This is a genomic window from Shewanella sp. Arc9-LZ (genome assembly GCF_010092445.1).
Taxonomy (GTDB): domain Bacteria; phylum Pseudomonadota; class Gammaproteobacteria; order Enterobacterales; family Shewanellaceae; genus Shewanella.
This window is the reverse complement of record NZ_CP048031.1, coordinates 2,876,053-2,891,697: the sequence shown is the minus strand read 5'-3', so window position 1 is coordinate 2,891,697 and position 15,645 is coordinate 2,876,053. Positions and strand designations below refer to the sequence as shown.

Here is a 15,645-nt window from a genome sequence, read left to right as displayed (position 1 = left end):
GTTAAGGATCTCTCAATAAGCTTACTTATACTAAGGGATTATTGTACCTATTCGGATATCCGATATTATTATCAAATCTATAACATGAATTTTATGTGAATTTTTAGACCGTGTAGTGACAACATTTTGTAACCTGAGTACGTATTTTTGATATGGTATTAAAAGTCATTACATTTTATTTTACATCATCACAATAAAGGACAAACAATGTACCGGCAAATTGTAGTGCTGACCGGCGCAGGTATTTCAGCTGAGTCGGGTATGAGCACGTTTAGAGATCAGCATGGTTTATGGGAACAGCATCATATTGAAGATGTTGCCACTCCTGAAGGCTATGCAAGAGATATCGAGTTAGTGGAGCGTTTTTATAATAGCCGCTGGCAACAATTACACAGTGATGATGTCATTCCAAATGCAGCACATTTAGCACTCGCGAAACTTGAAACAGAATTTACGGGTGAATTGCTAGTGATAACCCAAAATGTTGATGATTTACACGAGCGGGCAGGGTCTAAACGATTACTGCATATGCACGGCGAATTAGCAAAAGGTCGATGCCCACAATCATTACAAACCTTTGTATTACGTGAACCTTTTGGTGCTGAAAACTGTTGCACTTGTTGTATCCCGGGAAAACGCTTGCGGCCACATATTGTGTGGTTTGGGGAAATGCCTTTTGGTATGGACAGAATCCACGACGCTTTAGACCACTGTGACTTATTTATTGCGATTGGCACATCTGGTACGGTTTATCCCGCGGCAGGCTTTGTCGATAGCGCGAATCACCACGGTGCTCAAACTGTGGAGGTTAACCTTGATCCTGCAGACCGTCATAGTCAGTTTCAATATCATTTTACCGGAAAAGCGGGTGATATTTTACCTAGGTTAGTTGATGATATTTTAGCGGGTAAGGTGGTTGGAAGTGAGTGAAACGTTAGTTGATAGAGTGGTAAATGACGTGATGCCGTCAAAGCTGGCGATTATAATGCGTGGTTTACCTGGCAGTGGTAAGTCTTATTGGGTTGAACAATTTATTATTTCTCAAGGCATTGAGCAGGCGATTCATATCCGACAGCATGGTCTATTCTCTACAGACCGCTATTTTTATCAACAGGGACAATATCGCTTTAATCCGCAAAAAATTGGCCAATATCATCAGGCTAATTTAACGGCTTTTATTCAGGCGTTGGCGCGAAATGAACCAATAGTTATTTGTGATAATACTAATATCGCGAAATGGGAATTTATGGCTTATGACGCAGCAGCAAAAGCGTTAGGCTATCAAGTTAAAGTGGTATTAGTAGGGAATCCAGATGATGACCAACATCAACAGCTTTGTGCACAACGAAATCAACATCACGTTTCATTAGTGCATATTCAAAAAATGGCGCAGTTGTTTGAAGAGTAATAGTTTGCAAACTCATTGTTTAAATAATGGTGACTGTATTTAAGTTGTGTGGCCATATTTTAGGCCAGAACTATAAAAATAAAGAAGGCGCATAAAGCGCCTTCTTTGTATCTAGTCCGCGAATAATTATTTAGCAGCAACAGGTGTCGTTAGGTCGATGCTATAAATCGCAAAGCCTGCGACAACATCAGCTGTTTTAGGTAACTTCACCATTTTACGTTGTTGATTATCAGCAACAAACTTGTCAGCAACATCGCTATCTTGAGTTTCAAAACGAATGTCTAATGCAACAGTCGCATTATCAATAGTTTTAAAATCCCAGTTGTAATCAGCTGATGGATCGACCATAGCATCATATCCGCCAGTTGCATTTGGTTGTGATTGCTCAGTAATATAAGCTGATAATGCATCACGGTTGGTATCTGGCAGTTCTAGCACTACGTGGTCAGAACCGGTACCCGCAAATGAACCACCAAATGCACGGTAGTTATTTGATGCCACTACAAATGACATAGCGGCTAAATCATTACCCGTAATAACCGTACCATCGGCAGCAGTGTAAGCTAAGTCAACAATACGGTTAGCACCGGCGTTAACAACTTCACAGCTACGGTCAAACTTAGTTGGTTGAGTTACATCTATTTTGTAAGTTAGGCCATCAATAACGTCGAAGTTATAGGTTGGGTGGCCTGCGCGATTAATTAAATTTTGTGGGGCACTGATGGTTGGATCAATTTGATTAAACTGGTTGGCAGAACATTCTAACCAATCTTTTAATTCCGCACCGGTGGCTTTAACTGCAACCATAGTATTTGGATAAAGGTATAAGTCAGCTGCGTTTTTATACGAAAGGTCGCCAGCATCAACTTGTACATATTGGCTTGCATCTCCTTCAGCATAACGTCCACCGGCTTTAAATGGTGCCGATGCTGACAAGATTGGCAAATCTTTTAAATCATCAGTAATTAATGTTTTAACACGCGCTATTTGAGCATTAGATACAATCTGAACCGTTGGATCATCTTGAACTAACGTTAAGAAGCTGTACATGTTAGCGGCAGCAACCCCAATAGGTTGGCTAACATATTCGATAGTACCATTATGTTCAATTTCAATTGCATCACGTAAGCTCGCTTCACCTTCAACCAATGCTACTTTATTAGCATTGTCGTAAATTGGGCGTGCTTTAGCCGTTGATTCTTCATGAATTACGGTCCATTTCCCTTCTACTTGGCGTACAACTAAGTCAACCACACCTAAGTTATCACCCCAACGACCAGGCATTACAGCTGGAATGCCGTTTAATAGCCCTTTTTCTACGTCGGTGTTCGGTAAATCGCTATTGCTTGCTGCTGGGAAAACTGAGTGGCTGTGGCCAAAGAATATTGCATCAATACCATCAACATTGGTGAGTGCATAAGTGGCGTTTTCTGCCCATGGATCGCCAGGGTTTTCACTTGAACCAATACCAGAATGCGGAATGGCTAAAATAATATCAGCACCTTCAGCTTTCATTTGCGGAATAAACTTATTAGCCGCTTGAACAATGCCTAAGACTTCAACTTTACCGTCTAAGTTAGCTTTATCCCATTGTAAAACCTGTGGTGGTACAAAACCGATATATCCGATTTTGATTGTGTGTTCATTACCGTCAACATCGATAACAACTTTGTCTTTAATGATATACGGTGTGAACATGTTTTCATTAAATAGCACATCACCCCAACAACCATCTTTATCAGCACAAATTACGTTCGAGTTAATGTAGGGGAAATTTGCCCCCGATATTGATTGTTCAAGAAATGTTAAGCCATAATTAAATTCATGGTTACCAATATTACCCACTTCATAATCTAGTGTATTCATTGCTTTGTACACTGGGTGTGTGTCGGTTAACATGTTGCTGTCAGTTTTGAATTTATTGGCAATGTAATCCCCCATAGGGCTACCTTGCAATAAATCACCGTTGTCTAATAAAACTGAGTTAGTGACTTCGGCGCGTGCTGCATTGATTAAACTTGCTGTACGTACCAGACCAATGGTCTTATCATCTTTCCCTGAGTAATAGTTGTAATCCATCATATTAGTATGAAGATCAGTCGTTTCCATTACACGTAACTTGATATCTGCAGTAACAGTATTTGTTTGATCGTCATTATCAGAGCCGCAACCGCCTAGTCCCAGTGCGCCAGCGATAACAACGGCAAGAAGTGTTTTATTTAACATATTTTACTCTCTATATTTATTTGACCCCGAGGCGTATTTTTTCTGTTTTTGCCTCTTACGTAGTGTTAACGTTCCTTAACTATTTTGATAATAAAATGAAAACACCGCGGTGATTATAAGCATAAGATATGAATAAATTGTGATGGAACGCTGAATTAATATGATTAATGAGTGCGTTCGCGCAATTAATAGCCATAAAAAGTGATAAAAAGCTGACTGGCTATCATTGTATTTTATATTAATTTTTCTGTTTACTTAATAAAGACTAAGACTAAGACTAAGACTAAGACTAAGACTAAGACTGGAACTATGAACTTATTTCATGGTTTACTATGAATAACACTTATGTCACTAAATATATAAATTCTGCTTATTTAGACTAAATAGTCATTATAAATGTAATAATATTCACTGTGCTGGTTAAAATTAACACGACCAAAACCATAACGGGTATGGTTAATAATAGAATTAAAATCTTAATATATTAAGGTTTATCCTTTAATCAACCTTTGCTAGGTAACAGCGTTTTAATACTTGCATCTTTACCTTTTAGTTATCTGTACCATTTCATCGGTACATGATCTGTTAAATTAAAAATATGTATTTGACGCGAGTGAAATTAATATGATTATTCTATTGCTTCAATCATATGGCAAGGCAGATATTTAACGATTATCAATGCGAGTACTAACTCTCTGGTATAACTCATCAATCGTAGTTTCAATGGCCTGAATATCATATTGCGGGCAATATTTATTAGTTTATGGATATCAGCAAAGTACCATAAACATTAATAAACGGATTGTTGATATGTTTTGATGCTATTAACTTAGTCGGCTCAATGTTTTATTGATGAGTTAGCAACAAAAAACCGAGCAATCGTGGTAATTGCTCGGTTTGTTTTTTGGTTACTGTCAAACCATCGCTGGTTATGTTTCTACCCTATTTGGTGAGTATTAATCACAATTTCATTATTATTTATGGCTTAATAATGATTTTTACTGTGGCATCAACGTCTGCTTCATCAATGTAGCCAATGGCATTTGGATTGCTTGCAATTGCTGATTTCATCGCACTTGCACCAGAAACCGCAGGAGGTGGAGTACCTTTACCTGTGAAGACTTGCTTAGACCAAAATGCTTTCAGTTGAGCATCTGACTTACCGGTAACAGCTTGATGAAACTCACTGCGAATAGGATTACCTTCTTCTAATTCGTAAACGACGACTGAAGAATCACCTTTTCCTAAAAAAGCTTTTTTTACATCATTAATTGAAATATCTGCAGCAGCAGGATTGCCAATAATCACTACAGCAGCATTAGATGAGGTAACGGCAGTTAAACTTAGTGCTAAAATTGTTAATAATTTTTTCATTATCATACCCCTTAAAATACTGCGTCGAATTTAACGGTGTAAATCAAGGTGTCATCGTAAGTGAATTTACCTGTTGACGTGTCCAAGTTGTTGCCTAAGAATCCACCTGAAGTGTCACCAAAATCATCGGCGTAGGTGACATCAAATTTAATCGCAACGTTATCAATTGCATCCCATCGCAAACCAATACTGTAAGCCATACGTTCAGCATTAAAGGCGACCATCTGAATTGCAGCCGCTGTAGATAAAGGTAGACGCTCATCATTATCTTGAGTTTTCGTATAAGCAACAGTAGCGTAAGGCGTAAATTCCTTAATACGATAGCCTAATGTTAAGTAACCAGAATCAATATCAGGGTAAGCGTTATCAATTTCTGAACGAGTCCATTCTGTTATCGCAATGACTTCACCATTGTCGTAACTTGCACCCACTCCGACGAAAGAACCTTTATCATCATCAAGTTCTAATACCGTATAGTTCGCTTGGGTGTTCACTCCAGGCGCTAATGTTACGTCAACTTCATTAACAATAGGTCCGTCTAGTTGTGCTTGAGCGTATACGGCACGTAAAGTCCATATTTCGTCAGTCCAGCTCAGGTTAGCACCCATAAGGTTACTGAGTTCAACCGCTGAATTTTTAACATCTGACTCACCACCAAAGGCTTGCATTGTTAAGGTTGAGTCATCATATTCAACATCGTATGACACGCCAGCGCCTGTGTAAGACGAAAACGGAATAGCGCCGTATACTTCTTGTGGTGGACGAGCAAATGGCTGTGCGTAGCCAACATCTAAGTAATCAGAGTACATGAATAAAGGGACTCGCAGTTTACCACCACGAATCTTGACGCCGTTTTCAAAGCGATGAGATAAATAGGCCCATTCTGCTTCAACTTCCCAGTCGTATTTACCGCGCATCATTAACTGTAATACTGCTTGAGTATTGTCAGAAATGTTAAAGGTACCTTGTAGCCCTAATTTACTGTCTTCGTTAAAATCAGCACTTGAATCTGCATTATTATAACCAGCATCATTGTCAGAGCTGATATAGGCTCCACTAATAAAGCCGTTAAATTTTACTTTGTCAGTTAGGCTAGCATTTTGTTGTTTTTGCAGCGTTTGAACTTGCTGCTCTAACTTAGCTATTTTTGCATCAGCAGCTTCATCTGCTGTTGCTAGGTTAGGTATCATTGCCATTGATATTGCAACAGATAATACTTTTAAATTAAACTGCATGGTGTTACTCCTTGATCATCACTCAATATGCCTTTAGGGCTTATATTTTTGGTTTTCTGCTACTGCATTTACAATCAATCTCACACCTTAAATTGGTTAGTAATTGATTGTAGTCTTTCACTTATATTTTGAATATCAACACTGATCCCTCCCATATCAGCCGTCGTTACCCTGACTTTCTGTGAACCGGCTTCCATTTCAGCTACATATTGCTGAATCAACACCGAAGTTGTATGTTGTTCTTCGGTGGCAGCCGCAATTTGGTCATTAACCTCTGATATTGCACTCACTTTACCTGTTATACGTTGTAAGGCTTCACCGGCTAAAGAGGTTGATTTAACCCCTATTGCTGCAGTGTTGATACCACGAGCCATCGCGTCAACGGCTTGTTTAGACGTGGAGCGTAATTCTTGTAGCACTTGTTGGATTTCTTGGGTCGAGGTTTGTGTTCTAGAGGCCAATGTTCTGACTTCATCTGCAACTACCGCAAACCCGCGCCCATGTTCACCAGCACGCGCGGCTTCAATCGCAGCGTTAAGTGCGAGTAAATTAGTCTGATCTGCAATACTTCTTATCGTGTCTAATATGTCATTAACATTATGGGTATATGCGTCCAATTGATTAACGACAACCGCAGTTTGCTGTACTTCTTCAGCCAAGGTATTAATGGTAATAACAGCATCGTTAACAATAACAACGCCTTGTTTTGCCTCAGTGTTGGCATTCTCAGCATCAAGCGCTGCGCTTGATGCGTATTCAGCAATATGAGTGACACTGACAAACATTTCTTTCATGGCTTGTGATATCTGCTCAATGGATTCATTTTGTTGCTGTACATTGAGTTCACTGTATTGACTACCACTGAGTAACGTTGCTGCAACTTCGGTTAAATTTTCAGTGGTATTCTTTGTATCGGCAATAGACGATTGAAGTTTAGACACAAATTGATTAAACCAATAAACAAGCTGTGCTATTTCATCTTTGCCTGCATACTGAATCCGTGATCGTAGATCGCCTTCACCTTGGGATATGTTACGAAGTGACTGGGTTACATTGTCGATAGTACTAATAATTGATTTATTAACTAAGACTCCTACTGCAATCATGACGACTGTAGCCGCAATACCAATGAGCATTAGACTATTTTCTGCACGTTCAGTACTGGCTATGGTTAATTGGATCCGTTGCTCAAACTCTGTTGAATAATCTTTCTTCTTGGCCGCAAATTGTTTAACTAAAGTTTGATATCGCTTGGCATTATCTGTCGCTTGAGTTTGAATTTTACTAAAGTCAACATCATCCTTTATAAACTCGGCAGCAAGGCTTCTAGCATTTTCATGATAAAGGGTAATGTCACGAATCAATTGCTGTGTATTTATTTCTTCAGCAGGAAGTAAAATGGCTAACTCATTTAAATTATCCGTAATTTGCTTCACCATCGTTTTAGCTATGTCTAAGCTGTCTTCTTCGCCTGTGGTTATTGCTGACTGAATAGTTTGATCTAATTGCAGTAACAACCCTTGATTTATGGTTGCTAGATTAAGTGCGGGATAAAGTTGGTTTTGAAGTCCGTTTAACCGTTGTGCATTGTTTTCACCAGTTTGATTGTTAATAATTAAAGAAATCACAAACGACAAAATGGCGACAACAGTAAGTAGGGTAATTCTGTGCTTAATTTTTAAATTTGTCAGCAGCATATAACCTTATGTAATCAATTTATTTAACATGGTTACAATAATATCACTTTAAATAATGGGATAAAATCACTAACAAAAGCTAAAGCTTAATAAACAATCACATTGCGATGTTAGTATTGTTCAACTCGTTGGAAATACAATATTGATTTTGTTTTAATATAATAAAATATTATTCACCCTTGAATGAGGTGTCCATTTAACATTATGATTATAAACAAGTTTGATAGGCGATGAATATGTTATTTTTTGTGAGTTAATATAGTTTATGTTTGATTTAACATATTTTAATTGTGAACCATCAAGATGAACTTTTTATGTATTCGAAATGATTTCGAATTAGGTAAGTACCGCTAGCGTGAGAACGATATTGTTAATGATTTTTGTTACTTTATTATCAATGATAGCGGCTTTAGATTATGTAAAGCCGCTATTGCTTTAAGGGTAATGGTTAATGGTATTAATAGCCGATGGCGGCAGAACCCGCGCGTCTTGGATCTGAAGCGCCAAAAAGACCTTGCTCTGTCATCATTATCGATTGAGTACTGCCAATCGACTCTTGCACTTTCACTTTGTGACCTTTGGCTTCAAGTAATGAAATAGTATCGCGATTCAATGTATGTTCCACCCAAATAAAATCAGGTAACCATTGGTGATGCATACGTGCAGCAGCGGTTGCTTCGGCAATGTTTAAGTTATGATCTATTACATTCATGATCATTTGCAGCGTAATATTAATAATCCGCGAGCCACCAGGGCTGCCGGTAACAATGAAAGGTTTGCCATCTTTCATTACCATGGTTGGACTCATGGAGCTAAGAGGGCGCTTATTTCCTTGCACTGCATTTGCTTCCCCACCAATTAAGCCATAACCATTAGGGGTACCTGGTTTAACCGAAAAGTCATCCATTTCATTGTTTAATAAAATCCCAGTACCTTTAGCGACTAAGCCTGAACCATAACTGAAGTTAAGGGTATAGGTGTTAGCAACAGCATTGCCCCATTTATCGATAACCGAGAAGTGGGTAGTTTGATCGCTCTCATATGGTGCTAGTTTCCCCGGCTTAATTTCGCTGCTAGGGGTGGTTTTATTGATGGCGATTTTACTGGCAATCTCTTTTGCGTATTGTTTGCTAGTCAATTGTTTAACAGGCACAGTAACAAAATCTGGGTCGCCTAAATACTCACTACGATCAGCATAGGCATATTTCATGGTTTCGGCCATAAGATGCAAAGTGTTTGCGCTATTGTGGCCTAATTTATCAATGGGGAATTGCTCGAGTACATTGAGCATTTCGATAATATGAATACCCCCTGAAGATGGCGGCGGCATAGATACCACTTCGTAGCCTCGATAATTACCTCGAACCGGTTCGCGCTCAACAACTTTGTAGTTAGCTAAATCAGTTAAACTCATTACCCCGCCAGCATTTTGGACCGCAGAGACAATTTTTTCAGCCGTTTCACCTTGATAAAACCCTTTACTACCTTTCTGGGCAATCAACGATAAAGACTGTGCTAACTCAGGTTGTTTGAGCAATTCATTGACTTGATAATTACTGCCGTCGGCATGGTAGAAAATTGCTGCTGAACTTGGCCATTGAGTAATACGAGATTTAAGGCCCGCTAATGAGTTTGATAGATCTGAAGTAACAACTATACCGTCTTTGGCGAGCTTAATAGCAGGCTTGATCACTTGCGCCATTTTCATGGTGCCATATTGTTTTAAGGCCAGTTCCATCCCCATAACGGTTCCAGGTACGCCCACAGCTAGTCCATGCTCACGACTGAGTTTGTCAACTGCATTGCCTTGTTCATCAAGGAAGATATCTTTGTGCGCTTTAGCAGGGGCTGTTTCACGGTAATCGATAGCAATGGTTTTATTTTGCTCGGCTAAATGCACTAGCATAAAACCACCACCACCAATATTACCCGCGCGAGGTAAGGTTACTGCAAGTGCATATGCCACTGCTACGGCCGCATCGACCGCGTTGCCACCTTGTTTTAAAATATCAACACCAATTTGGCTAGCTATGGCTTCTTGGCTTGAAACCATGCCATGCTTAGCATAGATTGGCTGAGCCGTTGCCATTTCACTGAAGATTGAAGCTTCATTTGCTTGGCTGTCAGCAATATGAAGCGCAGGATAACAAAGTGTGAGTGTTAATGCGGTGCTCAAAAAAAGCGGTGTTAATTTAGGGAATCGTGTCACGATCAATCCTTGGTGTGTATTGAGAAGATACTGTGATAGAACATGCCACATGATAGCAATAATTGGTATGAGTTTTAGCGGTTGAGTGTTATTTATTATAGGGTAGGTGTGGGTGGAACAAACACAAACGCGAGTTTATCAATATAAATTTGTTAATAGTATTAGCAATATAGATTCTTCAATATGGAATATCTTTTTTGGATCATCTCATCCTTTTACCCGGCATGAATATTTATCCGCTCTGGAAATGAGTCGCTGCGTTAGTGCTGAAACGGGTTGGACGCCGATGCACCTTATGGTGATGGATGGCGATAATATTATTGCATTAATGCCCTTGTACCTTAAAAGTCATTCTTGGGGGGAATATGTGTTTGATTGGGCATGGGCAGAAGCTTATGAGCGTCATAATATAGGCTATTACCCTAAGCTTGTGGGCAGTATACCTTTTACTCCAACAACTGGGCGGCGTATTGGTATTGACCCAAGTTTATCAAAACACGATCAACAGCCCTTGATTGACGGTATTCAAACCTATCTGTCACAAACTGTCATTAAACAGGGCTGGTCATCTTGGCATTGTTTATTTACCAATACCGAGCAGCATCTACAGTTTGCACAAGCAGGGGTAATGGAGCGTGTTGGTTGTCAGTTTCATTGGCACAACCAAAATTATGCTGATTTTAATGACTTTCTGAGTACATTAACGTCACGTAAACGCAAAAACATCACTAAAGAACGAATTTCTGCAAGACAACAGCTACAATTCCGATTTATCGATGGCGATAAGGCGAGTGCAGAGCAATGGCAGGATTTTGTGCGTTGTTATCAAAATACTTATTTAAAGCGTTCTGGTCATAAAGGGTACTTGTCGGCAGCATTCTTTGAGCAGATAGCAGCAACAATGGGCTCAATGATCCGATTATTATTGATTGAAAATAGTGACGCACAATTAGTGGCATCAGCATTATATTTTGTGTCAGACACGCATTTATATGGTCGTTATTGGGGGGCGTTAACAGAATGCGACTATGTCCATTTTGAAGCATGTTATTACCAAGGTATTGAGTACGCTATCGCTAATCAATTATTAGTTTTTGATGCAGGAGCACAAGGCGAACATAAAGTGGCTCGAGGTTTTCGTCCTGTGAAAACCACCTCAAGCCATTTTGTTGCTCATGAAGGTTTTAATGATGCCATCGGTGCTTTTTGTCAACAAGAGCAAGCTCATATCGACATTTATATACAGCAAATGTGCGAACAACTGCCGTATAAATCGATTGAAAATACATAAAATAATATGAGGTTAATTACTCATCAAATGTGCTTTCTGGGTTAGCCTAGCGCTAGCCAAATACCAACCAGTATCATTAAACTTCCGGCGATACGATTCATCCAGCGGATATTATCGCCTCGACTTAAAAATAATCGTAAACTCTTACCGCCGCTGGCATAAGCCAGCATCGACACACTTTCGGTGACCATTATAATACTAAGCAAAACGGCGAGTTGTGGCCCAACGGCATTATCAACATTAATAAACGGCGGTAATAGCGAAATCATAAAAGCCCAACCTTTAGGGTTGGCAATCGCGGTAATAAATCCTTGGCTGATTAAGCTCATGCGACTGGCTTTAACTTCAATACCAGTGATGATGGCCATTTTGCCTTTAGCACGCCACATATTAATGCCAATGTAGCCAAGGTAAGCGCCACCCACCCACTTAAGAATATCGAACACCTGTGGGTAATTTAGCATGATGCTAGCAACCCCAAGTACTGCTGCAATGGCGACCAACGCCACGCCCACTAATTCACCTAACATCATCCATAAGGTTCTGCGTACACCAATACTCATGCCGAGTGTCATGGCTAAAGTCATGCACATACCGGGGGTGATAGACACAAAAAAGAACGTTGGAATAAACACAGCGAGTACGGCGTAATCTGGCATTAGAAAGGTCTTTGATTAGAATGTAGATGGCAGAGTGTAAAGGCCTAAAATGATAAAAACCAGCAATTTGCTGGTTTTTATGTATCACTTCGTGTCTATAAAATTACAGCACGCCGCGTTTCATTTGATCGCGTTCAATCGATTCAAACAACGCGGTAAAGTTACCTTCGCCAAAGCCAAGGTTATTTTTACGTTGAATGATTTCAATGAAGATAGGCCCAAATAGATTTTTGGTGAAAATTTGCAATAAATAACCGTCATCATCGCCATCAACCAAAATCTGGTGATGCTTGATACGGTCGTGATCTTCGGTCACTTGTGGCAACTTCTCGAAAATGGTGTCGTAATATTCAGGAATAATATCCAGTGTTTTGATTGAGGTGCCTTCCATAGCATCGAGTGAGGCCACAATGTCACGACTTCTGAATGCCAGATGTTGAACACCTGGGCCATTGTATTCACCTAAGTATTCATCAATCTGATTTTTGTTATTACCTTTACCTTCGTTAATCGGGATGCAGAAACTGCCGTCTGGAGAGCGTAGCGCATAAGATACCAAAGCAGTTTGAGCGCCGCTGATATCGAAATAACGCACTTCGGTAAAACCAAAAATGTCTTTATAAAAGTTAGCCCATTTTTCCATGGTGCCTTTGTAGACATTATTGGTTAAATGGTCGACTTCCATAAAGCCTTTCTCAGGCGTTACGATAGGCTGTTCTAAATCGACAAAGTCAGTTTGATAAATATTGTTTTGTTCACCAAAAGTGTCAATAAAATAAATCAGACTGTCGCCGATACCGTAAATAGCTGGGTAGGGCATGTCTTTATTGGCATCATCGGCTGGTTTTGCACCACGGGCAACGGCTTCTGTAAATGCAAACTGTGCATCTTCTACACGCCAACCCATTGAACAAATAGCCGGACCATGAGATTTGGCGAATTCTGCAGAAAAGCCTGCACGGCCTTTATTCAATAGAAAGTTAATGTCATTTTGTTTGTAGTAAACAATGTCATTATTTTTGGTTTTTTTTAACATCGAAAAACCAAAATCAATGAATACTTGGTGCATGTATTCTGTATCTGGGCTAGCAAATTCGGTGAATTCAATGCCTAAAAGGCCCAGTGGATTTAGTTCGCTTGCCATTTTGTTTTCCTTTATTTTATGTCAACACGCAATCACTCTTTGGTGACTTGGGTTAGCTATAAATGTGGTCTTAGTTTTCTAACCAAGAGCGGTTGTAATCATCACTCATGCAATTTTTGACATGAGCGGTTAAATTCAGTGGGGCGAAGGTATCAACCATCACCGCATATTCGTATGTTTCGGTTTTGCCGATAGAGGCTTCTGTACGACCAGGTTGAGGCCCATGCGGCACACCTTTTTGGTGTAACGTCATATAGCCCGCTTCAATACCTGTACGGCTCATAAAGTCACCATCGACGTAATACAAGACTTCATCGCTGTCGATGTTGTTGTGGTAATAAGGTGCTGGTATCGATTTCGGATGAAAATCGTATGGGCGTGGCACAAAGTTACAAATGACAAAATTGTGTGCAGTAAACACTAAATGCTCAGACGGTGGTAAATGAATCTTGCCGACTTTGGGTGCATATTCACTGATGTTAAATGCCCAAGGATAAACGCAACCATCCCAGCCTACTAAGTCAAATGGATGCCATTGCAGTGTCATTTTTTGATAGCGATCACCAAATTTACACATTAACGGAAACGCACCTTTTTCAACCACGGCATCAGCCAAGGTTGGCGTACGAATGTCTCGTTCACAGTAAGGTGCAGATTCAAGCATTTGGCCGTATTCGTTTCTGAAATGCTTTGGCACTTCGACCATTGAGGATGATTCAATAACAAACAAGCGTACATTTTGATAATCGTTAAATTTAAGTTGGTACGTGGTCCCGCGTGGAATAATTAAGTAATCCCATTTATTGGTTTCAATGACACCGTATTCACTCAATAATTGGCCTTCACCCTCGTGAATAAACACCACTTCGTCAGCATAGGCATTTCGATAAAATTCATTGGTGTCTTCAGTCACTTTCGCGGTGTACATGGCGACATCATTATTGAAAAATATTTTATTTCGGGCGCTAAAAAAGTTGCCTTGGCAGTCGGCTTGACGCGAGTCTAATTTGTAATTTTGAATTAATGAGTCTTGCCATTGTTCACCATGAGATAACGAGTAAGGTTGAACGTCTATCGCTTTGGTTGGCATATTGTGATGATATTTATTGGAGTAGATATTCGAAAAGCCATGGGTTGAAAATAATTCTTCACGGTACAACTCGCCATTGTCTTTTTCGAAGGCAATGTGACGTTTGGTCGGGATCTGACCTTGTTTAACATAGAATGGCATCTGATTGTCCTAAGGTGAATCGACTGCGAGTGTCGTGGCGTTTATGTTATTTGTTGTTATGGCCTAATCGCATTGGGCAAACCAATATGTGATCTAACTTACAATTTAGTGGTAAAGATCAACAAAAAAAAGAATAATAAATAACTCAACACAATCTATTTTTTAGATTGTTATGTTAACTTTACATTTGTGTATGGATAACGGGACAGTGGAAATCTTATGCGAATAGATATCGATGCCTTTAATGTACTGCAGGTACTTGTTGAAGAAGGAAGTTTTGCAAAAGCTTCAGAGCGATTACACAAGGCACAATCGGCAGTAAGCTATCAGATTAAAAAACTAGAGCAACATCTCGGCGTGACATTATTTAATCGAGATCATTATCGAGCGGAATTAACACCCGAAGGTAAGGTTATTTTGGCCGAAGGGCAACGGCTGTTACAGCATTTAGCCAATATTGAACATCTTGCCAGTCGCTTTAGTCAGGGTTGGGAGCCCAAACTTGAGTTAGTAATAGACGGTGCTTTACCGATGGAACCGATCATGACCGCGCTTAAGCGCATGTCAGAACACAACATACCGACTAAAGTGCAGCTTAATATGGAGTTTTTAGGCGGGGTACAGCATCGCTTTGAGCGCGACCAGGCCGACTTAATGCTGGTTAAGGATTATCGTACTGGCCCCTCTTATCATCCTAAACCGCTACCTGCTATTACCAGCGTGCTTGTCGCGTCATCACAACATCCATTAAGTCAGCTTAAAGACATTAGTTTGCCTGAATTGCAACAACATGTTGAGTTAACCATCGAAGATTCATCTCCTGGTAAACGTGACCGCGATGAAATGCAATTTGGCGGCGATAAAGTCTTTTATTTGTCAGGCTTTATCATGAAAAAAAATGCTTTGCTAAAAGGTCTGGGTTTTGGTTGGATGCCGGATTTTTTAATTGCTGAAGAATTACATCAAGGGCAACTGATCGAGATTGATTTTATTGGTGGTAATCGGTTTAGTTTTACACCGCAATTAGTCTCTACACTTGAACGTCCGCTTGGGCGAGCTGGGCAGTTATTTACCGAGCTTATTTTGCAAGAATTTGCTCAATATCAATTACACCAACAATCAGGATTAAGCGGTGCGGGTTTAGGTTAACGATGGACACAATTGGTAAACA

12 protein-coding genes are annotated in these 15,645 nt (G+C 39.8%); 4 read left to right on the top strand and 8 right to left on the bottom strand.

What is annotated here, in order from left to right:
• Positions 1-207 precede the first annotated feature (207 nt).
• Entirely contained in the window at positions 208-930 is a 723-nt protein-coding gene (cobB, locus tag GUY17_RS12380; RefSeq protein ID WP_162023327.1) for a Sir2 family NAD+-dependent deacetylase, read from the top strand.
• 31 nt (positions 931-961) lie between these two features.
• The gene (locus GUY17_RS12375; RefSeq protein WP_162024356.1) at positions 962-1,408 is read left to right on the top strand and encodes an ATP-binding protein; all 447 of its coding nucleotides are present in this window, start codon (positions 962-964) and stop codon (positions 1,406-1,408) included.
• A 126-nt stretch (positions 1,409-1,534) separates the two neighbouring features.
• Here GUY17_RS12375 and GUY17_RS12370 read toward each other — a convergent pair whose 3' ends face one another.
• The 5 genes from GUY17_RS12370 to ggt form a co-directional block, all read right to left on the bottom strand.
• A complete protein-coding gene (locus GUY17_RS12370) occupies positions 1,535-3,634 on the bottom strand; it encodes a bifunctional 2',3'-cyclic-nucleotide 2'-phosphodiesterase/3'-nucleotidase (protein ID WP_162023326.1) in 2,100 nt (699 codons plus the stop codon).
• Positions 3,635-4,612: 978 nt separating this feature from the next.
• Positions 4,613-5,008, bottom strand: coding sequence for a phosphate ABC transporter substrate-binding protein (locus GUY17_RS12365; protein WP_162023325.1), 396 nt, complete (start codon positions 5,006-5,008; stop codon positions 4,613-4,615).
• Between the two features lie 11 nt (positions 5,009-5,019).
• Entirely contained in the window at positions 5,020-6,243 is a 1,224-nt protein-coding gene (locus tag GUY17_RS12360; RefSeq protein WP_162023324.1) for a hypothetical protein, read from the bottom strand.
• Between the two features lie 80 nt (positions 6,244-6,323).
• Entirely contained in the window at positions 6,324-7,940 is a 1,617-nt protein-coding gene (locus tag GUY17_RS12355; RefSeq protein WP_162023323.1) for a methyl-accepting chemotaxis protein, read from the bottom strand.
• Positions 7,941-8,397: 457 nt separating this feature from the next.
• Positions 8,398-10,149, bottom strand: coding sequence for a gamma-glutamyltransferase (gene ggt, locus GUY17_RS12350; RefSeq protein WP_162023322.1), 1,752 nt, complete (start codon positions 10,147-10,149; stop codon positions 8,398-8,400).
• Between the two features lie 112 nt (positions 10,150-10,261).
• Here ggt and GUY17_RS12345 point away from each other — a divergent pair, with 112 nt between their 5' ends.
• Complete coding sequence (locus tag GUY17_RS12345) at positions 10,262-11,440, top strand: GNAT family N-acetyltransferase (protein ID WP_162023321.1); 1,179 nt, start codon at positions 10,262-10,264, stop codon at positions 11,438-11,440.
• Positions 11,441-11,481: 41 nt separating this feature from the next.
• Here the strand turns inward: GUY17_RS12345 and GUY17_RS12340 are convergent, their stop codons facing one another.
• From GUY17_RS12340 to GUY17_RS12330, 3 genes are all read right to left on the bottom strand, one after another.
• Positions 11,482-12,099, bottom strand: a complete 618-nt coding sequence (locus GUY17_RS12340; RefSeq protein ID WP_101086908.1) for a LysE family translocator — start codon at positions 12,097-12,099, stop codon at positions 11,482-11,484.
• Positions 12,100-12,202: 103 nt separating this feature from the next.
• Positions 12,203-13,243 carry a 4-hydroxyphenylpyruvate dioxygenase gene (gene hppD, locus GUY17_RS12335; protein WP_162023320.1) on the bottom strand — a complete coding sequence of 347 codons (1,041 nt, stop codon included), beginning with the start codon at positions 13,241-13,243 and terminating at the stop codon, positions 12,203-12,205.
• 70 nt (positions 13,244-13,313) lie between these two features.
• Positions 13,314-14,474, bottom strand: a complete 1,161-nt coding sequence (locus GUY17_RS12330; RefSeq protein WP_101086910.1) for a homogentisate 1,2-dioxygenase — start codon at positions 14,472-14,474, stop codon at positions 13,314-13,316.
• A gap of 219 nt (positions 14,475-14,693) precedes the next feature.
• Between GUY17_RS12330 and GUY17_RS12325 the strand changes: the two genes are divergently transcribed.
• Complete coding sequence (locus GUY17_RS12325) at positions 14,694-15,623, top strand: LysR family transcriptional regulator (protein ID WP_162023319.1); 930 nt, start codon at positions 14,694-14,696, stop codon at positions 15,621-15,623.
• The last annotated feature ends 22 nt before the right edge of the window (positions 15,624-15,645 follow it).